Consider the following 21,979-nt stretch of genomic DNA (forward strand, 5'->3'; position numbering starts at 1 on the left):
GTCGGCGTCGGGATGACTACGGGACAGCGTGCGGGATCATCCATTCCCCTGCTCGGCGTCGAGGAGGAGTTCCTCGTCGTCGACGTCGACCGGGGCGAGCTCGTGCCGGAGGCGGCCATCGTCGTCGACCGCGCGCGCCCGGCCCTCGGCACCCGGGTGGGTGGTGAGATCACCAAGTTTCAGGTGGAGACGCGAACCGAGCCGTGCCGGAGCGTCGAGGAGATCGGCGCGCAGCTCGCCGAGGGCCGCGCCGCCGTCCAGGCCGCAGCCCTGTCGGCGGGTCTGCGGGTGATCGCCAGCGGCTCGCCGGTGCTGGGCCGTGCCGTGCCGCCGCCCCTCACCGAAGGGCCTCGCCAGGACCGGGGCACCGCGACCTACCGTGGGCTGCACGACGAGCTCGCGATCTGCGCCGTGCACGTCCACGTGGAGCAGCCCGACCGGGACCGGGCGGTGCTGATCGGCAACCATCTGCGCCAGCACCTGCCGGTGCTGCTCGCCCTCACGGCCAACTCGCCGTACTGGCCCGAACGCGACACCGGGTACGCCAGTTGGCGCAGCGTCACGTGGGGGCGCTGGCCGGTGGCCGGCCCGCCGCCGTTCCTGACCTCGGCGCAGCAGTACGACGACCACGTGGACATGCTGCTCGAGGCGGGCGCGCTGGTCGACCACGGCACCATCTTCTGGGATCTCCGGCTGTCCACCAACCACCCCACCCTTGAGGTACGGGTGGCCGACGTACCCGTCAGCGCCGTCGAATCCGCGGCGCTCGCGGCCCTGGTGCGGGCTCTGGTGGTCGTCTCCGGGGAGGCCGTCGACCGGGGCGACGAGGGGCCGGAACTGGTCCCCGAGCTGATGCGACTGGCGTACTGGCGAGCCGCCCGCGACGGGATGGGCGGCCACGGCGTCGACGCCGCCACGGGCCGGCTGCTGCCCGCTACGGCCCTCGCCGAACGGCTGGTCGCGCTCGCCCGACCGGCGCTGGACGAGGCGGGTGACCGCCACCGGGTGGAGGCATGGCTGAGGTCGCTCACCGTGGACGGCGACGGGGCGACCCGCCAACGGGCCGCCGCGGCGCTCCGTGGACGCCTGACCGACGTGGTCGACGACATCGCCACCCGGACCGCGCCCGACGTGCCGACCCGCGAAGACAGCACACCTGCGTAACGACATGCCGTCAGGCCTCCGAGATGCTGAACGAACCGGATGCCGGCGGCAGGTGACCCTCCCGCAGAAACCGGCACGCCGGATCAGGGGAGGTTCCAGGTGCACGACACAGACCTGCTTTCCAAGGTCCCCATCCAGTTCGAGCGTCGATCCCCCGCGGACATGGTGCGGGAGGCGGAGGCGTTCGCCGACCGCATGGCGCGGCGCCGTTCCGTGCGCGACTTCGCCAGCGACCCCGTGCCCGACGGGGTCGTGGAGGCGGCGATCCGGGCCGCGTCGACCGCACCCAGTGGGGCCAATGTGCAGCCGTGGCGGTTCGTCGTGCTGACCGACCCGGTCCGCAAGCGCCGGCTACGCGAGGCGGCCGAGGCCGAGGAACGCGCGTTCTACGACCGCCGCGCCTCGCAGGAGTGGCTCGGTGCGATCGCCGGGCTCGGCACCGACTGGCGGAAACCGTTCCTGGAGACCGCACCGGCCGTCATCGTCGTGTTCGAGGTGCACCAGGGGCCGAACACCCCGAAGCCGTACTACGTCAAGGAGTCCGTCGGCATGGCGGTCGGCCTGCTGATCACCGCGCTGCACCATGCCGGCCTGGTCACACTGACCCACACGCCCAGCCCGATGCGATTTCTCAACGAGGTGTGTGAGCGTCCGCCCGAGGAGCGCCCGTACGTGGTGATGCCCGTCGGGTATCCCACGCCGGACGCCCACGTCCCCGACCTTTCCCGCAAACCCCTCGACGAGGTCATGATCCGCTGGTGAGGTCCCTGGTCAGGAAATCGACCAGGGGCTCGACGTGCCGGTCCGTCCGCCGCCACTCGGCCAGCAGATCCTCCAGCAGGTGCTGCTCGGCGAGCAGTTCGGTACCGCGGTACCGCCGGATCACCGGGTGGATGAAGGCGCTCTCCCTGGCCCGGTCGGGGGTCGGATGCCGCTCGATGGCGAAGACGTCGCCGTAGTCGTCGCGGCCCCACCGGAGCGCGAGCGTGTACCACTGCGTGGCAGCCCCGAAGCGCTCCACGGCGTAGTCCTCCGGCAGGTCCTCGTAGTGATGGAAGTCGCCGCTGGCGTCGTCGCGGACGAAGACGTCACAGAGGTATTCGAACTGGGTCCACAGCGCCGAGGACCAGTTGACGCGGTCGAGCATCAGCTTGGTCAGCGACGCGGCGTCGGCCGGCATCGTCGCGTACGACAACGGGACGTCGTCGTACCGCTCACGGAGGATCCGGGTGAACGTACGGAGGTTGTACCGGAAGCCGTCGATGAAGGGTGACGACGCGTGCTTGACGTCCCGGGCCTGGGCGATGGTGCCGGCGAAGTACAGACCGTCGACGTTGCTCGACTGCCAGTCGGGGCGGATCCCGGGCATGCGGCCGTCCCGCACCATGTCGGGTCGGGACGTCTCGTCGAACATCGTGGTGTTCATCCGGAAGCCGGTGCACCTCAGCACCGTGTGGTAGTCGAGGACGGCGGTCTCCCCCTGGGCGTGGGTGTACGTGATCGACACCTGGAACCGCCCGTCGACCGGTCGAATCTCGTCGATCGTGCAGTCGAGCACCGCGTGCAGCGTCTTGAACTGGTAGCTGTCGAGGATCGCGCCGTACTGACCACGGACGTCCCCGGGGTGTTTGGTGTTCCACGCCAGTCGCAGGGGTTGCCGGCTGGCGAGGTGCACCATCGACGCGTGGCCGAGGATGGCCGACGCGGTCTCGAACGCGGAGTTGCCCTTACCGATGATCAGGACCCGCTGATCGTCGTACGCCGAGGGGTCGATGACCATGTCCTCGTACCCGATGGCGTGCTCGATGCCCGGGATGGCCGGGACGAACGGCTGGCCCCAGCCGGTCGCGACGACCAGGCAGCGCGCGCGCACCTCACCCTGGTCGGTGCGCACTGTGAAGCCGTCGCCCGTACGCGTGATCTGCTCGACCGTCGTGCCGTACCGGATGTTGAGCTTGTGCACACGTTGGAACTCGGCGAGGTAGCGCACCAGGTCATCGGCCGGCGGCAGGTATTCCTCGCTGAATTTCGGAAACATCAGGTCCGGATCGTCGTTGAGCAGCGAATTCCAGTCCCAGCGCAGGCGAATCTCCGGATCAGTGCTGTCGGTGTGCACCTTGTTCAGCGAGATGAGCCTGCGATGGCGTGGGAACCGCCGGAAGAACCCGCCCGGCGCGTCTCCGCTTTCGAGTGTCAGGTAGTCGGCACCGTGCTGCTGTAGGTAGTAGCTCAGTTGAACGCCGGCGGGACCCGCCCCGACGATGACGTACCTGTGCTCGTTGCTGACCATCCTGCGGCCCCTTCGATGGAGAGACGAATCCATCGACCTTGGAATGAATGTCGGCGTGTGTCAATGCTGCCGCCTCCAGACCGGTGGGCCAACAACCCATAACACCGCAACCCGCGCATTGCCTGTCTACGCCAATGGGGACGACGCAGCACGCCCGCTCGGCGCCGCCACGAATTTGCGCACTTGAATTCCGATCATGTCATGCGCTGTAGTGGACCGGCACGAGTCCGAAACGATCAGAGGAGCGGTGACGTGCGGTACGCCGACAGCCCGACAATCGAGTGTGACCTGCATGTGGCGGCCGACCCCGCCCGGGTGTGGGAGCTGGTGACGGACATCGAACTGCCCGCGCGGTTCAGCCCGGAGTTACGGCGCGTGCGGTGGCTGGACGACTGCGAAGGGCCGACGCTGGGTGCCCGGTTCGAAGGCGAGAACCACCACCCCCTGCTGGGTGAGTGGCAGACCGTCTCGCACGTGGTGCGCCTCGACGCGCCGCGTGTGTTCGGTTGGGTGGTGGTCGACGAGGCCGGCCGGTTCGGCGGCGGCCCGGCCGACCCGGAGCGTCCGGGTTCGGCCTGGCAGTTCCGGCTCGTCGAGGAGGCGGGTGGATGTCGACTGACCCACTCGGTCCGCATCGGGCCGGGCCGCACCGGTCTGAGCCTCATCATCGACCGCGCACCGGAGCAGGAGGAGGTCATCATCGGACGCCGCGTGGCCGCCCTACGGGAGGCCATGCTCACCACTTTGGAAGGCATCAAGGCCCTCGCCGAAACGCCCGCCGACGACGGTCGCTGACGACGGTCAGGCCACCCGGGGCACGTCGGCGACCGGGGTGCTGTGCGGCACCTCCAGGTCGAACAGCTGACGCAGTGCCGCTGTGTAACGCTCGCCGTCCGGCTCACCGGCGAGCTGACGGACGCGTACCGAGGGGGGATGCAGCAGTTGTTGGACCACCCGGCTGACGGTGCGGGCCACCTCGGCCCGCTGCGCCTCGCTGAGGTCAGGTCGGCGCTGGGCCAGCCGGTGCAGCTCCGCGCTGACCGTCCGGTCGGCCCGGCGGCGCAGCGCGGCCACGGTCAGCCCGGCGTCCGCCCCGCGGAGCCGGCCGGCCAGCGCGTCGCGCTCGGTGGCCACGATCCGTTCTGCCGCATCCCGGTCCCGGCGCTCGACACCGTCGCGCGCCACCGCGCCGAGTCCGCCGATGTCGACGACCACCACGCCGTCGAGCCGGGCGACCGCCGGGTGCACGTCCCGGGGCATCGCCAGGTCCAGTACGAACAGCGGCACGTCCGGGCCGCGGGTCAGCCGGCGACGTAGCGCCGGCGCGACCAGCTCAGCGGTGAGCACCGGGTCCGGTGCGGTCGTCGCGGTCACCACGACGTCGGCGGCGGCGAGAGCCGGCACCAGGTCCGCCGCGGGCACGGGCCGCACGCCGTACGCCGAGACGAGCCGGCGGATGCCCTCGGCACCGCGGCCGACGACCGCGATCGGTCCGGCGCCGGCGCGGGACAGCGCGGCGACGGCGATCCCGCCCATCGCCCCGGCACCGACCACCAGGGCGGGTCGGCCGGCGAGGCCACCGGGCAGGTGTCCCGCCGGCACGTCGAGGGCGGCGGTCACCGTGCTGGCGCCGCAGCGCCCGATGTCGGTCTCGGCCCGGACCCGTCGGCCGACCCGCAGCGCGTGCTGGACCAGCTCGTGGGTCAGCCGGCCGGCACTCCCGTACGAGACCGCGGCCCGGTACGCGGCCCGCACCTGCCCGAGGATCTGCGCCTCGCCGACCACCATCGAGTCCAGGCCGGCGGTGACGGTGAAGGTGTGCGCCACGGCGGCGTCGTCGTAATGGGCGTACAGGTGGCGGGCCAGCACGTCGGTCGACGCGTCGGCGTGCGTCGCGAGCGCCGCGCCGATCTCGCGCAGCCCGGCGTGGAAGCCGCTGACCGCCGCCCACACCTCCACCCGGTTGCAGGTGGACAGCACCACCGCCTCCTCGACCGCCGGCCGGTCGAGCAGCGTGCGCAGCAGCCCTGGCAGCTCGGCGGATCCGACCGCGAGCCGTTCCAGTACGTCGACCGGAGTGCTCCGGTACGAGGCGCCGACGACGAGCAGGTTCATGGTGCACCTCCACGAAAGCGGCCGGTCCTGGCCACCGGTGGACCCACGACGAGCGGGCCGACCGGTGACCGGGACCGGCGGACGGTCAACGGGCGACCGGTAGCGCCACCGCCGCGGGCGGCGGTGCGGGTGTCAGGTTCTCCTCGGGCCGGTTGCGCTGCATCAGCCACCGGCCCCACCAGAACAGCCCACGGGCGAGGCAGACCAGTGTCACGGCGAAGAACAGCGTGTAGACCACGTTGAACACCATCAGCAGGCCGTAGACCATGCCGACGCTGGAACCGAACATGAATTGCATCCGGGGTGCCGCCGGGGTGGTGCCCGGGTCGGTGATCATGTAGTTGGTGAACAGGACGAAGGCCACCCCGGTCATCGGGACGAGCGCGGCGACCAGCGACACGTCCCAGATGAAGTGCCGGAGCACCGCCTGGATCACGAACGCGCCCAGCCAGCCGACGATCAGCGGCACCTTCTTGGTCAGCATGGCGTTGATCACCGTGCCCGCCGTCACGATGATCACCGGGATCAGAATGCTGATGACCCCGGGCACGTTCTCCGTGAAGTGGTACGGCGGGGCGATGTTGACCCAGGAGAACACCAGCAGCGTGATGGTGATGCCGAAGTTGGACGGGTTCATGAAGTGCCGCATCCGGCCCTTGATCGGCGCTTGGAGCACCGCCTTCTGACCGACCGCCACGACCACCGCGAACGCGATGGGCCAGAAGTTGTCGTTGGCGTACAGCAACATGTTCGCGGCCAACGCGGTGATGTGCGCCGGCAGCAGGAAGGTGTAGACCCCCCACGCCCCGTTGCCGGTGAAGGCCGCCGGCCGCTTCAGCGCCCGCGCCGAGACCATCTCAACGATCATCTCGGTGCCGTATCCGACCGCCAGGGCCAGGATCGGCCACAGCCAGGGCTGCTCGAAACCGAGCACTGTGTAACCCAGGATGTTGAAGACCGTCATCGACATGGCGAAGTTGCGCAGCGCCATGTAGCGCGGGTCCTTGCTGTCGACCCGCGGTACGGCGGGCCGGTCCGTTGTGGGCGTCGGCTGCGGTGCCGTCGCGGACGGCGTGACCGGGGTGGCGAGGGACAGCTCCCTGGTCGCCTCGGGTTGCTTGACGTCCGTCATCGCTTGGTCAACTCCTCGGCTCGACTGGTCAGCATGAAGTCGTGCCACCCGGCGGTCAGGTCGAGCGTCTGCATGTGAGTGGCACCGGTGAGGTCGCGCCAGCACAGCTCGGCCTTGACCGGCCGGTCCCCGGCTGCGCCGAGGCCGAAGAACACGTCGAAGCTGCGCTTGCCGGAGTGGCCCCCGCCCCCGTCGAGCTGGGCGAGTTGGGTGCGGCCGTCGGCGGTGGTGACCCGCACCTGCGCGCCGTACGCCGGTGAGGAACCGTCGCCGGACAGCGTCGGCCGGGTCAGCCGCAGCCCCAGGAAGTTGCCGTTCCCGGGCTTCTCGTTGCGGTAGTAGGCCGGCGGACCCCACTGGCGGGCCACGGCGAAGTCCTGGCCCCCGTCGCCGTTGGTGTCGGCCACCGCCACACCCCGGGTGGGGATGGGTAGGGCCAGACCGAGTTCCTTGCTGATGTTGGCGTACCGGCCGTTGTCCTCGCGTACCCAGAACGCGAGCTCGTTGTCGCCGGCGAGGTCGTCACCGGGTTCGGCCTTGGGCCACATGTCCGGGTCGGAGAGCAGCAGGTCGTTGCTGATCGCCAACTCCTGCAACCAGTTGAACCGGTTGATGGTGCCCTTCACGAAGCCGGTGGCCTGGACGACAGCCAACCGTCCGCTGTTGTCGAAGTCGGCCATCTTGGCATCCCAGCCCCAACCGATCCAGGCCATGTTCTTGGCGGCGGCCTGATTGCGGAACGGCGCCTCGCCCCTGCTCAGCATCTTCCGGGCCTGCTCCGGAGTCGAGGCCGTGTTCTGCCAGAGGAAGTTGCTCTCCTCCAGACCCCAGGACTCGGTGATGTTGCTGACGAACGCGTCGAACCGCCCGCGCCCCTCCAGGTCGGCGAAGTCGATGGACATGCCCTTGAACGAGTCGTGTCCGAGCACGAGTGACTTCGGGGTGATCGGGTCACGATTTCCCTCCACCAGGTCGAACCGGATCTGGCCGGGCCTGGACCGGTTGTGGAAGAGCCGGTCCTGTCCGAAGTCGTTGGCCAGGTACAGCTCCGGAAGCAGATCGCCGTCCAGGTCCGCGGAGCTGGCGCCGAGGGTCCAGCCGGTGAAGAATTCCGGATCGCCGGCCACCTGCCTCTCGTAGCTCACCGAGGGTGAGTCACCGGTGGTAGCGCCGGTCCACCGCAGGAGGTACGCGCCACCGGCGTTGTGCGCGTGCGACATCGAGTGGTTCATCTGCACGTGCGGCAGGCCCTGCGGGTCGAGGACCTGGCTGTCCGGGAAGTAGTTGAAGATCCCGATGTCCGGGCGGCCGTCACCGTCGAAGTCGGCCACCGCGACGGCATTGGTGTTCCACAAAGGACCGCGGTAGAGGGTGCCAATGGTCTGCTGTGGGATCAGCTCGACCGGGTGGTACGCCGCCAGGCTCAGCGAGGTCACCCCGGGGCGCTGAAGGAACAGCACCGGCGTGCGGCCCCAGTAGTAGACGAGCAGATCCATCCGGCCGTCGAGGTTGAAGTCGCCGGGGGTGCAGCCCATCGGGGCGATCGCCGGACCCATCGGCAGCGGGGCCGGATCCAGCACGAACGGTGCGTACGTGGCACCACTGTCCGGGGCCGGGGTGACAATCGCCGCGTCGCTGCGGGTGTCGACAAGGCACAGGTCGTTCGCACCACCCTGACCGTCCAGGTCGTTGAGCGCCACTGCGGCGCCAACCGACGAGATCCAGGACCGGATGTGCTCGTACCGGGGGTTCACCTGGCGCACGGTGCGCTCCGGCAGGCCGGGCGGCAACGCGATCGGGCGTTCGGTGAACGCGTATCGGGAGGCCAGCGCGCTGCGCTCCTCGGCAGACGCCGAGGGCAGCCGGGCCACCGAGAACAGCCCGGCGACCAGCACCAGGACGAACACGGGTGGGATGAGTCGGCGCAGGATGCCTACGGATTGCGGTGGCAAGTGTCCCCCTCGGGTAGACGGCGCCGGGACATTCGGGTCGGCCGGCAGCGGGCGGTGCGGTCGGACGCGGCGTCTCGGTACGAACCATCGCCATGCTTTCGTCCGGCGCGGCGCGGTGTCTTCTCAGGAATTGCTCTCGAAGCTGTTTACGGCGAAGCGCGCACGGATGAAGAAACGTTTTTCGAAAGCGGTGAGTGCCACTACTCACGACGGTTGTGACTCGGAAGAAAAATGCCCCGGAAACAGTCGTGGACCGCGCCGTCCCCACCCGGAGGACCGGGCGGGGACGGCGGCGGAGCACTGTCAGTCGGGCAGGTCGACGCTCATGTGCAGGCCGCCACGCACCCGCAGTGACAGCATCGGCTCGGGCACCACCGGACGACCCGCCGGACGGGTCAGGCGCAGATCCCGCACCAGCAACGCGGTGGCGAAGGTGGCCTCCATCAGACCCAGGTGATTGCCCACGCAGAACCGGGGCCCCGCGCCGAACGGGATGTACGCGTACCGGGGTCGGTCGACGGAGCGGGCCGGGTCGAACCGCTCCGGGTCGAACCGCTCCGGGTCGTCCCAGAACCGCGGGTTCCGGTGCAGGGTGTACGTGCAGATGAGCACGTCCGCGCCGGCGGGGACGTGGTACCCGCCCACCTCGTCCTCGGCCAGGGCCTTGCGCGGCAGCAGCCACACCGGCGGGTAGAGGCGCATCACCTCCTCCAGCACCATCGAGGTGTAGCGCAGCCGGCCCAGGTCGTCCATGGTGGGCAACCGGTCACCGAGCACCGAGACCACCTCGGCGCGCAGCCGTTCGCGTACCTCGGGGTGCCGGTCGAGCAGGTACAGGGTCCAGCTCAGTGTGCTGGCGGTCGTCTCGTGGCCGGCGAGCAGCAGGGTGACCAGCTCGTCGCGGAGTCGGGCGCGCCCGATGCGCGGATCCCGCTCCCGGCCGGCGGAGGCGATCAGCCGGGACAGCACATCCGCCCGGTCGTCGTCGGCACTGCCGCGCTCAGCCACCAACTGGTCGACGATGCCCTCCAGCCGCCGCCGGGACTGCCGGAACCGCAGCTGCCGGGGCAGCGGGAGCACCGGTGGCACCGCGCTCAACGTCGCCAGTTCGAACATCGCCTGGTCCTGTACGGCGGCGAAGTCACCGCCGATGGTCGGGAACCGGCCCAGGTCGGTGTCGAGCAGAGTGCGGCCCAGCACCCCCAGCGTCAGCGAGGTCATCTCGTCCGACATGTCGACGACGTCGCCGGCCCGTCGTCGGAGGCGCTCGACCAGGGCCGCGGCCTCCTCCGCCACCTGACCGGCCTGGGCGGCGATCCGCCGGCTCTGGAACGCCGGCTGAATCACCTTGCGCTGCTTGCGCCACAACTCACCCTCGCTGGTGAGCAACCCGTCGCCGAGCGCCCGCCGGGCGTGCACCAACCCGATGCCCTTGTGGTAGTTGGCGGCGTTGTCGGCCAGCACGTGCTTGGCGTGGTCCGGGTGGTTGAAGAAGTACAGGCTCTTCGGGCCGACGGGCAGGCGCGCCGCGTCGCCGTACCGTTGCGCGGCCGAGGTCATCATTCCCAGCCGGTCGCGATTCATCACCAGCAGCATGCGTAGCGCCGCGAGGCGCGGCGGACCGGGCGGCGTCCGGCGGGCCCGCGTCGCGACGCTCACGTCGTGGCCCCGCTGTGCGCACGCTCCAACTGGCGGAACTGACCGTCGACGAAGACCAGCGCATCGTCGGCGTTGCGGTCCAGCGCCACCAGCCGGCCGATGAAGATGCTGTGGTCCCCGCCGTCGTACGCCTGCCACAACTCGCACTCGAAGTGCGCGATCGCGCCGACCAGCAGCGGCGAGCCGGTCCGGCTGCCGGGCTGCCACTCGGCGAACTCGAACTGCTCCCGGCCCAGCGGCCGACGCCGGTCGGCGAAGTAGCGGGCCACCGGCTCCTGCGCCGCGGCGAGCACCGAGACCCCGAACTGCCCGGCCTCGGTCAGTGCGCCGTGCATCATCGCGTCCCGGCCGACACAGACCAGGGCCAGCGGCGGATCCAGGGAGACCGCGGTGAATGAGTTGGCCGTCATGCCGTGCGGGGTCGGGCCGCCTACGGTGACCACCGTGACGCCGGTGGCGAAGGCGGCGAGTGCCCAGCGGAGTGTCTTCGAGTCGGTCACCAGGCCGGTGGGTTGGGGATGAGCTGTCACAGTGACTCCTGGGGTCGCCGGTCAGGCCCGTACGCCCGCGGCGTACGGCTTGAGCGCGGCCTCCAACGCCTCGGGCACCCGGGTGGGGACGGTGCGGGTGTTGGGGCCGCGCATGCACGCCACGCGCTGCGAGCCGCGGGCGACGAGGAGTTCGCCGCCGCCGGCGTCCAGCCGGACGTAGTCGAAGCCGAACTCGACCTGGGTCTGCGCCAGCTCACGCAGGTGCATCCGGACGGCCAGCTCGTCGAAGGCGGTGATTTCGGCGAAGAACTCGCAATCGACCCGCAGTGTGAACAGCTTGAGATCCGCCCGGAGGTCGGCCAGGACCGCCGGCGCCTTCTCCTTGAGGAACATCTCCCGGCACCGCCCCTGCCACCGCAGGTAGTTGACGTAGTAGACGTTGCCGACGAGGTTGGTCTCTTCGAACCCGACCGTGTGCCGGTACTCGAACCAGCGCTCCACCGTCGTCACCTCCCCTCGGTAAGGATCGCGAACACCACCGGCTCGTCGACGCCGCGTACCGCGGTGACGAAGGCCGCCACCCGCAGCTCGCCGGCCCCGAACACCGTCCAGCCGGGGCGCGGCGAGGGCAGCAGGGTCAGCGGTCCGCCGGGCTGGCCGCCGGACTTCTGCACACACTCCAGCGCCGTCCAGACCCGCGTCGCGGCCGTGTCGGCGTCCTCACCGGTGTCCGCGGCAACGAGCCGGGCCAGGCCGGCGTGCTCGCCGAGCAGGCCGTCCCACACCGTGTCGTCGCGGTGGAGCACCGTTTCGACGTCGCAACCGAGGGCCCCGGTCGCGGTCACCGCCAGGGTCAGCCGCGCGCCGTGCGCCACGGACAGCGTCCGCCCGCCCGCGATCTCCGGGCGGCCGTCGGGGCGGTAGGTCACCTCGACCGGCTCGCCGGTCGAACGCCGCGCCGCGATGCGCGACCGGGCCCGCCGCACGGCCAGGTGCCCGCCCGGCTGGTCGACCGGCTCGGTCGGGCCGTCCGGCTCGACAGCCACGGCCACCTGCGCGCCGAGGACGTCGCCCAGCGCCCGCTCCAGATACGGCCCGAGTAGCGGCGCCACCCAGGGGCCGCGACCGTCCTGCTTGCGCACGGCACGCAGTCGCAGGCCCTCCCAGCGCTCCACGACCTCGCCGGCCGTGGTCCGCAGGACGACGTCGTAGACGTAGGTGTCGCCGTCGCGGCTGCGCTCGGTGGCGCAGTAGCGCAACTCACCCCGGCCGGTCAGCTTCTCCCCCGCCGGGTGGATCCGCTCCACCCCGGTCGGCAGCAGCGTGGCGTCCGGCACGCACACCTGGTTGCCGTGCATCAGCGCGTCCCGCACACCGGGGTCACCGAGCAGCAGGCGGTCTGGCACGAACCGGGCGAACCAGTCGACGTCGTCGAGTGCCTCCACCTCGACGTCGACGTGGCGGGCGGCGGCCCGCCGGTAGCGGCGCAGCCGCTGGAACCGGTCACCCTGGAACAGCACGTCGCCGTACAGATCGTCGGCCGGTGACATCGGCACCGGGGCGATCTCGTCGCAGACCTGGTCGGGCGGGCCGTCGGGGGCCACCGTGTCGGTGAAGCGCATCGTCGCGGTGAAGTGATCGGCGGCGAAGCCCGTCTCCTCGCTGCGGATGGCGACCTGGACGGTGTCGTCGTCGGTCACCGTCGCGGCCACCCGGATCCGGCTGCGGCCGTACGGCGGGACGATGATCGGCCGGAGGAACTCGGCCCGCTCGATGACCGGCACCCGCCCGTCGCCGGTGACCGCACCGGCCACCTGGGCCATCGCCTCCATGCCGAACACCGCCGGGAAGAGCAGGTTGCCGTCGAGGAGGTGGTCGGCCAGGTAGAGGTCGGTACCGACGTTGAGGTCGACCTCGGTGACCAGCTCCACGCCGTGGTACCGGATCAACGGCCGTTCCACGAACCGCAGCAGCGGCAGCTCCGGCAGGTCGTAGCGGACCGTGTCGATGCCCTCGGTGCGGCCGCTGATCACCACAGTGCCGGGCGCGTCCGGGTCGGCCAGCAGCCGGCGCAGGATCGCGATGCCCTGGTCCGGCGTGACCGGGGTGACCCCGTCGCGGGTGAGGGACTCGATCACGGAGAGCCGTTCGCCCATGCCGACACCCGACCAGACCGACCACTCGAGGCAGACAGCCCGGCATCCCGGATGCCGTCGGCCGAACTCCTCGGTGGTCTCGGCCAGCCAGTCGTTGGCGGTGGCGTAGTGCGCCTCGCCGCGCAGCCCGGCGCGGCCGATGATGCTGCCCAGGGTCACCAGCAGCTTGAGCCGGTCCGGCTCGACCGCTTCCAGGGTGGCCCGCAGGCCGTCGATCTTCGGCGCGAGCGTGGCCCGGAAGTCCGCCAGGTCCAGTCTGGCCAGCGAGGCGGGCTCGTTACGGCCGGCACCGTGCAGGACCGCGGTGACCGGGCCGAGCTGCGCGGTGAGTTCGGCGACGGCACGACGTACCTGGTCGGCGTCGGTGATGTCGGCGCGGGCGTAGCGGACCGTCACCCCGGCCTCGGCGATCCGGGCCAGGTTGGCCGCCAGCTCGGTGTCGGCCGCCGGGTCGGAACGGCCGAGCAGGGCCAGGCTCGCCCCGCTGTCGGTGGCCATGGCGAGCGCGCACTCGGCGGTGATGCCCTTGCCGCCGCCGGTGACCAGCAGCACGTCGTCCGCGCCGAGCGCGGGACGGGGCCGGGCGGCACGCACCGGCATGGCGCGCAGCGTCGGCACCCGGCGTACGCCGGAGGTGTCGTAGTGCACCTCGCGGTAGTCGGCGGTGCCCGCCACCTCGGTCACCACCCGGTCCACCACGGCCGCGTCGTCGGAAAGGTGGACGATGGTGACCCGGGCGCGGGGCGCCTCCAGGCGGAGGGTCTTGGCCAGGCCGGCCGCGCCGCGACCGTGCTGGACCAGCACGTATCGCGTGCCAGGGGCACCGCCGAGTACCTCCTGGGCCCCGGTCAGCGCCAGGTCGAGCGCCTCCTCCGGGCAGGGGTCGGGCAGGCAGACCAGCACCCCGTCGCCGAGGTTCGCCCGCTGCAGGGCGGTGGCCAACCGGTCGGCCCACTGGTGTCCGGGCGCGGCGTGCACCCGCCACCGGCCGGTCTCCTCGGGAGCCACCCGCGCGGGCGCGGGCAGCTCGTCCAGGTCCAGCCGCCAGGGCCGGGCCCAGGCGGCGGCTCCGGCCACCGACGGCTCGGTCACCGACCCGGCCTGCCCCGCCGTACCGGCCAACTCGTCCAACGCCTCGGCCAGCTCGCGGACGGTGGCCGTGGCGAAGTTGGTGGGCAGCGCCGCGGTCGGCACACCCATCCGCTGGGCGAGGTCGTTGACCACCTGGCCGACGGTGATCGAGCTGAGGTGCAGGTCGTCCAGGAGGTGGCTGTCCGGCTGCACCGTCTCCAGCGGCAGTTCCGCCCGCTCGGCGGCCAACTGGCGCAGCTGTTCCTCGGCGGACTCGCCGAGCAGGTCCGCGACCGTCGGCTCGGCGGTTTGGGCGGCTGGCGTGAGCGCCGCCGCGGCGGTGGCCTCCGGCAGCCGTAGCGGCGGCGCCTGCTCACACGGGCTGGCCAGGAAGGAGAACCGCTGGCCGATCTGGAGCGGCCGGATCAGCCGGCCGTGGAACAGCCCGCTGTCCACCGGTGCCGCACCAACCACGTACGCCGCGCCGACCACCTTGAGCAGACTGGCGATCGACTCCTCGTCGGTGTCCAGGGCGACCGCTGGTACGTCGGTGGTCCGGGACGCCAGCCCGGTCAGCACCCGGCCCGGCCCGACCTCGACGAACAGGTCGACATCCTTCGCGGCGAGGGTGACCGCCAGGGTGAACAGCACCGGATCGGTGATCTGGCGGCTCAGCAGGGCGGGCACGTCGGTGTCGGCCGGCAGCACGTCGCCGGTGACAGTGGAGACCAGCCGCCGGTCCAGCGGCCGGAACGGCTCGTCGGCCAGCGCCGCACCGAACGCCGAGGCGGCCGGGGCCACCAGCGGCGAGTGGAACGCGTGCGAGACGGACAGGACGGAGGCGTTCAGCCCCGCGTCCGACGCCCTCCGGCACGCAGCCCTGACCGCGTCCTCGGCACCGGCGATCACGGTGTGGTCGGGGCTGTTGTAGCCGGCGATCACCACCGGCAGGTCGGCGATCAGCGGGTGGACGGCCTCCGGCGCGGCACCGAGGCTGGCCATGGTGCCGGACGCGCTGTGCCGGGCCATGGTCTGGCCCCGCACGGCGGCGATACGCAGCAGGCCCGCCTCGTCGATCGCGCCGGCCCAGTGCAGCGCGGAGATCTCGCCCAGGCTGTGACCGACCGCCACGGCGGCCTCGATGCCGAGCGTGGTCAACGCCCGCAGGCCCGCGGCGGAGCCGGTGACGATGCGCGGCTGGGCCACCTCGGTGGCCACCACGTCGCCGCCGGTGGGCAGGTTCGCCCGCTGGTACACCTCCTCCGCCTCGGCGAACCGGCGACGCAGCGCGCCGCCGCTGACGCCTCGTCCGGAGCCCTGGCCGGGAAAGAGGAAACCGATCCGTCCCGGCCCGCTGACGTGGCCGACCAGGCAGCGGCCGTCGGCGGAGAGCATCCGGGTCTCCCCGGCCTCCACCGAGTCGCGTACCTTGCGCAGCCGCCGCTCGGCGTCCTCGGGCGAGGAGACGACAACGGCCGCCCGGAAGGGCTGCTCGCGCAGCTCACCGTGCAGGGTCGCGGCCAGGTCGGCGAGCTGGGCGTACGCCAGGGACGGCACGAACTCGATCAGCTGGTCCAGCCGCTGCACCAGGTCATTCGGGGTGGGTGCGTCGACCACCAGCAGTTCGGCGTCCTGGAGGCCGGTGGCCAGCGCGCGTGTACGGGTGTCCAACGTCGACCTGCGCCGTGATCGGGAGTTGTCCAGGACGATGTGGGTGTTGATGCCGCCGAACCCCATCGCGGTGATCCCGGCGCGAACCGGTGTGTCCGCGGGCCAGGCCTCCGCCCGGCGCAGTGCCCGCAGCGCGGGGGTGCCCTCGCTGATCAGCGCGTGCGGGTCCACGCAGCCGATGGCGGGCGGCAGCACCTCCTGGTGCACCGCCATCGCCGCCTTGATCAGGCCGGCCACTCCGGCGGCTGCCTTGGTGTGACCGATCATTCCCTTCACCGAGCCGATCGCGGCCGGCGGCGCCGTCGGGTCCGCCTCGGCGCGGGCGAGCGACAGCGCCTCCAACTCGGTCGCGTCGCCGACCTTGGTGCCGGTGCCGTGGCCCTCGAACAGCCCGATGGTCTCGATGCCGAAGCCCGTGCGCTCGTACGCGCGGCGCAGCGCCAGCTGGTAGCCGTTGATCTCGGGTCGGGTGATGCCGCCCTTGCCGTCGGAGGAGATGCCCCAGCCTGCGATCGAGGCGTAGATGCGGTGCCCTCCGGCGCGGGCCTCGTCCTCCCGCATCAGCACCACCATGCCGCAGCCCTCGCCCGGCCAGAAGCCGTTGGAGGAGCGGTCGTAGACCCGCATCTCGCCGGTGGCCAGCGCACCGGTCTTGGCGAAGCCGATGATCTCGAACGGGTCGATGGAGAGGTCGACGCCGCCGGCGACCGCGACGTCCACGTCGCCGTCGATCAGCGTCTTGCAGGCGGTGGCCACCGACAGCAGCGACGAGGAGCAGGCACCGTCGACTGTGTATCCGCCACCGTTGAAGTCGAAGTGGTTGCAGATCCGCCCGGCGATGGTGTTCGACAGGGCACCGGCCAGGGTGTCCTCGTCGATCTCCGGGAACGGACTCTTGAAGGTGGCCTCGAAGCCGTCCAGGAAGGTGGCGAGCTGGTCGTCGTCCCAGTCCTGCTCCTTGAGCGCCGCGCCGACCATCCGCCGCACGTACGGCCAGCGGAGGCGGAGCTGATTCGCGCGGGAGAACTCACCGGTGAGGCTGTTGCCGATGACCACGCCGGTCCGCTCCCGGGGCAGCCCTTCGGCCATCGGGAAGCCGGCGTCGGCCAGCGCGGCGGCGGCGACGTCCAGCGCCAGCCAGTGGGTGAGGTCCGTGGAGCGGAAGGTGCTGCCGGCGATCTTGTAGGCCACCCGGTCGAACTCGTACCCCTCGATGACCGCCGCGTTGCGCGAGTAGAACTTGTCCGGGGTCTTCGGATCGGCGTCCCAGTAGTCGTCCAGCTTCAACCGCACGTCGGGCAGCCGCCGGAAGGCCCGCCGGCCAGCCAGTGCGTTCTCCCACAACTCCCGCGGAGACGTGGCGTCGGGATAGCGGCACGCCATGCCCACCACAGCGATTCTTGTCATACTGACTACGCCCTTCCTCAAACGCCCGGCGCAGCACGGAACAATTCGCGCACGGTCTTCGGTGAATGAAGCAAATCAACTATTCCGAATCGGCACGAGCGCGTTCCTGATCCGTTGCCGCCACACTTCGTACGCGGGGAAGCCGTTCGCCGGGGCCACCCCGATCCGGGTGTCGTCGGTGACCGCCGAAGCGTCCCGTGTCGACAACCCGCACAGCACCCGGGTGGCCACCTCGTTGTGCGGCACCGTCAGGCCGGCGCGCACCCGGGCCCCGGCCGCGAAGGCCGACCCCTGGGCCAGGTCGCCCCGGTACGACCCGGACAGCTCGCGCAGCCGCTGCAGCCCCGCCTCGTCAGCGCCGCCGGCATAGGTGGCGGCCAGCCCGGCACCGGCCCACAGGTCCGCCCGACGCCGCTCCGGGAACCCGGCGAACAGGCGGGCCAGCCGGTCCGGATCGGCCCCGACCACGAACCAGGAGGCCCGGCCGACGCCCTGGTCGATGGCCCGCACCGCGTACCTGCCCGGGTCGTCGCCGGGCCAGGGAAAGGTTTCCTCGCGGTAGCGCTGCTCGACGTAGCGTCCGGTGCGGAAGTACGCCTGGTGGAAGCCGTAGCCGTCCAGCACCAGCCAGCGCAGCAGCGGGTCCGGCGCGTACAGCCGGGACCAGAGGAACCGGGGCAGCCGGGCCATCGCCCAGCCCACCCCGACGTACGCCATGTAGACGTGCGGGTCGCCGGGGCCGGCGAGGAACTCGGCCACCCGCCCGCCCCGCCCGGGCAGCGCGTCGCGGATGCTCAGGCCCATGGCCGCGCCTTCGTAGGCGAAGCCGCGCCAGGTGGGCGCCAACCGCTCCAGCGGGGCCACGACGTCGGCCACGACGCGGGCCTCCGCGGCCTCGCCGAAGCCGGCGAGGAAGGACCCGCCGACGGTCTCCAAGCGCTCACGCGTCGCCTCGTCAGTGACGTGGAAGCCCCGGACGTCACACCTCGTCTGGGAGATGTCCGGAGTCAGGACACGCCGTCGCAGCCTTCGCCAAGCTCTCATCAGCACCCCCAGGGCAATAGATATGTCGCCAATATTCGCAGCCCGGGCGAGGACATTCTTCTTCTTTGTTGCGGCGCTTTGCACCGACCTCGGGCAGGCAGGGGCCGCGCCCGGAAAATGGGCGCCAGAACGGGTAGCGGGAATCGCTACGACACGCGCGTCGCGGGCACCGGGAAATGAGCGCGGATGCGGCGGCGCCACACTTCGTAGTCCGGTTCGGCGTCGTCGGCGAGGCTGTCGACCGCGACGTCGTCGGCCAGGGCGGCGGCAGCCTCGACCGACATGCCGGCCAGTGCCGTCAGCGCGACCTCGGTGTGCGCCGGCTGGAAACCGGAGAAGTGCCGGGCCTTCGCCGCGAAGACCGCGCCCTGCGCCAGGTGCGCGTGGTCCTCTCCGGCGGCGTCCACCAGCGAGCGCAGGCTGCCGAGGTCGGCGCCGCCGGCGAACGTGGCCGCCAGGCCGACACCGCTCCACAGGTCCGCCTGCCGGGCGGGCGCGAACCGCCGCACCGCCGCGGCGACGTCCGCCGCGCCGGCCCCGTGGATGAACCAGAGCGCCCGGCCGATGCCCTGGTCGACGGCGCGCGGGAAGTAGTCCGCCCGCCCCTGCCAGGGGTACGCGGGCAGCAGCTCCTGCCGGGTCACCCACCGCTCGGTCTCGAAGTACGCCCGGTCGAAGCCGTAACCGTCGACGGCCAGCCAGCTCATCGTCGGGTAGTAGGGGGTGCCGGTCAGATCCGGCAGCACACCCTTCCACAGTGGGCGCGGCAGGCGGGCCATGGCGAACCCGATGCCGATGTAGGTCAGGAAGGTGTGCGGCCGGCCCGGACCGGAGAGCAACTCCCGGGCTCGGTGACGGCGTGGCCCCGGCATCGCGTCGATGACGGTGAGCGCCATCGCCGCACCCTCGTACGCGAAGCCGCGCATCTCCGGTTCGACCAGTTCCAGACGACGCTCCAGCTCCCACTGGTCGCGCATGTCGATGCCCCACTCGAACCCGCAGATCACCGCCTGCGGAATCGCCTCGAGGCGGCGGGTCACCGGGCCGGGCGTCACGGGGAAGCCGCGGCGGGCGAAGGTCGTCTCCGCCAGTGACGGCGTCAGGACCAGCCGCCGTATCGAACCCACTGTCGTCGGCATCGTCGTCCTCCCTCACGGCCCGGCGACGTGCCGCGGCCGGCGTACCCATCGTCGTACGCCGGCCGCATCTCGCGCGCCTTCGTTCATGCGCTCCCGGTCACCGTCAGCGTCGCGCCGCCCGGACCCGGGGCCGGCGTAGCAGCACGACGGCCACGACCACGACCAGCAGCAGGTCCAGCACGAGGAGGCCCACGCTGAGCGGGTCGTCGGCACCGTGCTGGTGCCCACCGGGCCCGACCGAGGGGGCGTCGGCGGCCACCGAAACGGGCGGTCCGCCAGCGGCCACGGTGAACCGGGTCGTGCCACTCAGTTGCCGTCCGTCGGTCAACAGCACGTGGTACGCGGCCAGATACGCCCCGGCGGTCTGAACGCGGACGGGCAGCACCAACCGCTGCTCCTCCAGCCTCGCCGGACCGGCGGCTATCGACCGGCTCTGACCGGCCGGCGCGACGGCCAGATGGAACTCCCTGGCCCGCACCGTGCCCTCGAAGGTGACCACCACCTCGGCCGGTGGACCGGCCACTGTCGCGCCGTCCGCCGGCGTCACCGCGGCGACCCGGGCGGTCGGATTGTCGGTGAGTGCGGCCAGCGCCACCACCGCGCAGACCACTGCGGCGAGGAGGTACCCGAACCAGCGGGACCCGGACCCCGAACGCGCGGCTTCCGGCGCCGTCACGGCGTGCTGGGCGCCACGGTCAGCCGTGGGGCGCAGCTGCAGGTCATCAGCTCGGACTCGGCCCGGTTGGGCCGTAGGTGCAGGATGATCGCGATCACCATCGGCAGGAACACCACGGTGTTGTAGAACAGGTGGAGCTCGACCCGGGGCAGGACCAGCTGCAACATGCTGGTGGGAACCGAACGGCCGAAGAAGAACGTGCCGGTCTGAGCCTGTACGAAGAGCATCAGGTGCTCGATGTGGTGCCAGAACTGGATCCCGAAGGCGATCATCCACCAGGTGCGTGACCGGCCCACGAAACCGCCGCGCAGCAGCCACAGGCCGACCAGCATCACCAGCGCGTACGCGTAGTGCAGCCATTCGGAGGTGACCAGCCAGGGGAAGTACAGGCCGAGCACTCCGCGCGCCTGCGGCACGGGCCAGCCCAGCGCCCAGATCTGGAACGCCTGCGTGAGGTGCTCGGCCCAGTGCGCCAGCACCACGACCATGAACAGGTTCAGCGCGGTACGGTGGTGGGCACCGTTCCACCAGTTGGTCGGGCCGACCCTCCCGGTTCGCGCCGCGTCAACACTCATCCTGGCCTCCAGTCGCCGTAGCGGTCGCCGCCCGAGCCCTACGGACGGCATCCCCTCCCACCCTTCCGGGTCGCGGCGCATCGTTGTTCTTCCACAATGCTCAGTTCGCGCCGGACCGGATGCGGGACGGTGGTCAGCCGTGGCGCTCAGGCGGCGGCCCGGTCACCGGGTCGGCCACCTGCCGGGCGCCGACCAGGCAAGCCGCCGACCAGGCGGCCCAGGCCGCGGCGTCGACCAGCGACCGGTCTTCCGGGTGGTGGCGGCGGAACTCCTGGACCATCTCCTCGTCGACCTGGTACGAGGCGACCGCGGTGAGCAGCGCCAACCGCGCGGCGGCCCGGTCCGCCGGTGCCAGGTCGGCGATCAGCCGCTCGCACCAGTCGGTGCTGATTCCGGTCTCCCTTCCCCGCCACTCCGAGAGATGCGCGGTGACCAGGTCGCGTACCTCCAGGGAGAGCGCGCGCTCACCGGCGGCGCGGAAGACCTGGTCGGCCCGGCCCACCGCGGCGGCCACCGCCGGCCGGGGCGCCGCCCAGGCGGTGGCCGCGCGCAGCGGCGCGGCGGGCAGCAGGCCAGCGGCCCGGCCCGGCTCGCGCGGCTCCCGCAGGGTGGGACGCAGGACCCGGCTGATCCCCTGTTTGAGTCGGCGACGGGACCACGGAGCCAGGCCCGGCGGCAGCAGGAAGTTCGCCAGGAACACGTTCACCATGCGGGTCAGGTAATGAAAGGCGACGACCACCCCGATCAGTTCCGCGCGGTCCGCCGGGGACAGCCCGGCAGGCGGCGGCGCGGCGTCGTCGGACTGGTGTGCGGTACGCGCCCACGCCGCCGCGACGCGCAGCTCCGGCTCGGTGATGTCCTGCATCCGGTCGCCGGCGACCGCCTCGGCGGCGTGCTCGCCGGACAGGTCGTACATGCCGACGGTGTGCATGTCCGCGCAGTACGGGCAGGTGTTGGCCACCGACACCGCCGCGGCGACAGCCTCCTTGGTGGCCCGGTCCACCGGCCCCACCGTGACCAGGGGTTCCCGGGTCAGCGCCCAGTACGCGGCCAGCACGTCCGGTGCCGGAGAGTGCATCAACGCCGGCGGCACCACGAGTCGCATCTCGTCGGCCACCTGCGCGTACACCTCGGCGACCAGCCCGTTGGCCGACCCTGGCGAAACCGGGGACACGTACCTGACCTGCCGACGCACCATTGAGGACGCTACCCGCCCGGCGACCATCTCCGTCCTCCATCCGTCGTCGTGTTCCCGGTCAGTATCAGCGGGCGGCGGTCGCTTGGAGTGGGGCCGACCGGTCCAGCGCACGACCGGAGAAGCCCGGGGTTTTTCTCCAGATTCAGAGGGTTCCGTGCGAGCGCAACGACGAAGATGCGGCCCCTGTCGTGCTGCCGTCACGATGTGGGAAAGCGATCCGTGAGCGGTGTCCGGTGGGT

The 21,979-nt window shown here is 71.5% G+C and carries 16 protein-coding genes; 3 read left to right on the forward strand and 13 right to left on the reverse strand.

Translation table 11 applies throughout. From position 1 onward, the window contains the following. The first annotated feature begins 12 nt into the window (after window positions 1-12). Window positions 13-1,164: a glutamate--cysteine ligase gene (locus ACFYPG_RS05375; RefSeq protein WP_387350451.1), complete on the forward strand. Its 1,152-nt coding sequence runs from the start codon at window positions 13-15 to the stop codon at window positions 1,162-1,164. Window positions 1,165-1,326: 162 nt separating this feature from the next. Beyond that, window positions 1,327-1,926, forward strand: a complete 600-nt coding sequence (locus tag ACFYPG_RS05380) for a nitroreductase family protein (RefSeq protein ID WP_387350894.1) — start codon at window positions 1,327-1,329, stop codon at window positions 1,924-1,926. Here the strand turns inward: ACFYPG_RS05380 and ACFYPG_RS05385 are convergent. Continuing rightward, a complete protein-coding gene (locus ACFYPG_RS05385; RefSeq protein ID WP_387350452.1) occupies window positions 1,910-3,454 on the reverse strand; it encodes an NAD(P)-binding domain-containing protein in 1,545 nt (514 codons plus the stop codon). The genes ACFYPG_RS05380 and ACFYPG_RS05385 overlap by 17 nt on opposite strands. Window positions 3,455-3,706: 252 nt before the next feature. Here ACFYPG_RS05385 and ACFYPG_RS05390 point away from each other — a divergent pair, with 252 nt between their 5' ends. Beyond that, entirely contained in the window at window positions 3,707-4,249 is a 543-nt protein-coding gene (locus tag ACFYPG_RS05390) for an SRPBCC family protein (RefSeq protein ID WP_387350453.1), read from the forward strand. A 6-nt stretch (window positions 4,250-4,255) separates the two neighbouring features. On the opposite strand, the gene ACFYPG_RS05395 is transcribed toward ACFYPG_RS05390, so the two are convergent. The 12 genes from ACFYPG_RS05395 to ACFYPG_RS05450 all read right to left on the reverse strand — a co-directional run bounded on the left by ACFYPG_RS05395 (window position 4,256) and on the right by ACFYPG_RS05450 (window position 21,740). Next, entirely contained in the window at window positions 4,256-5,569 is a 1,314-nt protein-coding gene (locus ACFYPG_RS05395; RefSeq protein ID WP_387350454.1) for a glutamyl-tRNA reductase, read from the reverse strand. An 85-nt stretch (window positions 5,570-5,654) separates the two neighbouring features. Continuing rightward, on the reverse strand, window positions 5,655-6,701 hold the full coding sequence (locus ACFYPG_RS05400; RefSeq protein WP_355008738.1) for an enediyne biosynthesis protein: 1,047 nt from the start codon (window positions 6,699-6,701) through the stop codon (window positions 5,655-5,657). Beyond that, the gene (locus ACFYPG_RS05405; protein ID WP_387350455.1) at window positions 6,698-8,653 is read right to left on the reverse strand and encodes a CRTAC1 family protein; all 1,956 of its coding nucleotides are present in this window, start codon (window positions 8,651-8,653) and stop codon (window positions 6,698-6,700) included. The genes ACFYPG_RS05400 and ACFYPG_RS05405 overlap by 4 nt, the downstream gene beginning before the upstream one ends. 303 nt (window positions 8,654-8,956) lie before the next feature. After that, on the reverse strand, window positions 8,957-10,312 hold the full coding sequence (locus ACFYPG_RS05410; RefSeq protein WP_387350456.1) for a cytochrome P450: 1,356 nt from the start codon (window positions 10,310-10,312) through the stop codon (window positions 8,957-8,959). Beyond that, entirely contained in the window at window positions 10,309-10,842 is a 534-nt protein-coding gene (locus ACFYPG_RS05415; protein WP_387350457.1) for a flavin reductase family protein, read from the reverse strand. The genes ACFYPG_RS05410 and ACFYPG_RS05415 overlap by 4 nt, the downstream gene beginning before the upstream one ends. Before the next feature lie 21 nt (window positions 10,843-10,863). Continuing rightward, the gene (locus tag ACFYPG_RS05420) at window positions 10,864-11,304 is read right to left on the reverse strand and encodes an acyl-CoA thioesterase (RefSeq protein WP_355008770.1); all 441 of its coding nucleotides are present in this window, start codon (window positions 11,302-11,304) and stop codon (window positions 10,864-10,866) included. Window positions 11,305-11,309: 5 nt separating this feature from the next. Then, a complete protein-coding gene (locus tag ACFYPG_RS05425) occupies window positions 11,310-17,108 on the reverse strand; it encodes an SDR family NAD(P)-dependent oxidoreductase (protein WP_387350458.1) in 5,799 nt (1,932 codons plus the stop codon). 75 nt (window positions 17,109-17,183) lie between these two features. After that, window positions 17,184-18,152: a DUF1702 family protein gene (locus tag ACFYPG_RS05430; RefSeq protein WP_355008734.1), complete on the reverse strand. Its 969-nt coding sequence runs from the start codon at window positions 18,150-18,152 to the stop codon at window positions 17,184-17,186. A 146-nt stretch (window positions 18,153-18,298) separates the two neighbouring features. Next, entirely contained in the window at window positions 18,299-19,291 is a 993-nt protein-coding gene (locus ACFYPG_RS05435; RefSeq protein ID WP_355008733.1) for a DUF1702 family protein, read from the reverse strand. Window positions 19,292-19,394: 103 nt separating this feature from the next. Next, window positions 19,395-19,967 (reverse strand): copper resistance CopC family protein, encoded by a 573-nt coding sequence (locus ACFYPG_RS05440; RefSeq protein WP_387350459.1) that lies wholly within the window; start codon window positions 19,965-19,967, stop codon window positions 19,395-19,397. After that, window positions 19,964-20,542: a hypothetical protein gene (locus ACFYPG_RS05445; protein WP_387350461.1), complete on the reverse strand. Its 579-nt coding sequence runs from the start codon at window positions 20,540-20,542 to the stop codon at window positions 19,964-19,966. The genes ACFYPG_RS05440 and ACFYPG_RS05445 overlap by 4 nt, the downstream gene beginning before the upstream one ends. Before the next feature lie 133 nt (window positions 20,543-20,675). Continuing rightward, window positions 20,676-21,740, reverse strand: coding sequence for a carboxymuconolactone decarboxylase family protein (locus ACFYPG_RS05450; RefSeq protein ID WP_387350463.1), 1,065 nt, complete (start codon window positions 21,738-21,740; stop codon window positions 20,676-20,678). Between the last annotated feature and the right edge of the window lie 239 nt (window positions 21,741-21,979).

The sequence above is a fragment of the Micromonospora sp. NPDC005553 genome (assembly GCF_042871765.1).
Lineage (GTDB): Bacteria > Actinomycetota > Actinomycetes > Mycobacteriales > Micromonosporaceae > Micromonospora.

Excerpts from the sequence above, each read along its gene's own strand:
- ACFYPG_RS05375 (WP_387350451.1), top strand. The coding sequence starts at position 13 with ATGACTACGGGACAGCGTGCGGGATCATCCATTCCCCTGCTCGGCGTC.
- ACFYPG_RS05380 (WP_387350894.1), top strand. The coding sequence starts at position 1,327 with ATGGTGCGGGAGGCGGAGGCGTTCGCCGACCGCATGGCGCGGCGCCGT.
- ACFYPG_RS05385 (WP_387350452.1), bottom strand. The coding sequence starts at position 3,454 with ATGGTCAGCAACGAGCACAGGTACGTCATCGTCGGGGCGGGTCCCGCC.
- ACFYPG_RS05395 (WP_387350454.1), bottom strand. The coding sequence starts at position 5,569 with ATGAACCTGCTCGTCGTCGGCGCCTCGTACCGGAGCACTCCGGTCGAC.
- ACFYPG_RS05400 (WP_355008738.1), bottom strand. The coding sequence starts at position 6,701 with ATGACGGACGTCAAGCAACCCGAGGCGACCAGGGAGCTGTCCCTCGCC.
- ACFYPG_RS05425 (WP_387350458.1), bottom strand. The coding sequence starts at position 17,108 with ATGACAAGAATCGCTGTGGTGGGCATGGCGTGCCGCTATCCCGACGCC.
- ACFYPG_RS05430 (WP_355008734.1), bottom strand. The coding sequence starts at position 18,152 with ATGAGAGCTTGGCGAAGGCTGCGACGGCGTGTCCTGACTCCGGACATC.
- ACFYPG_RS05435 (WP_355008733.1), bottom strand. The coding sequence starts at position 19,291 with ATGCCGACGACAGTGGGTTCGATACGGCGGCTGGTCCTGACGCCGTCA.
- ACFYPG_RS05445 (WP_387350461.1), bottom strand. The coding sequence starts at position 20,542 with ATGAGTGTTGACGCGGCGCGAACCGGGAGGGTCGGCCCGACCAACTGG.
- ACFYPG_RS05450 (WP_387350463.1), bottom strand. The coding sequence starts at position 21,740 with ATGGTGCGTCGGCAGGTCAGGTACGTGTCCCCGGTTTCGCCAGGGTCG.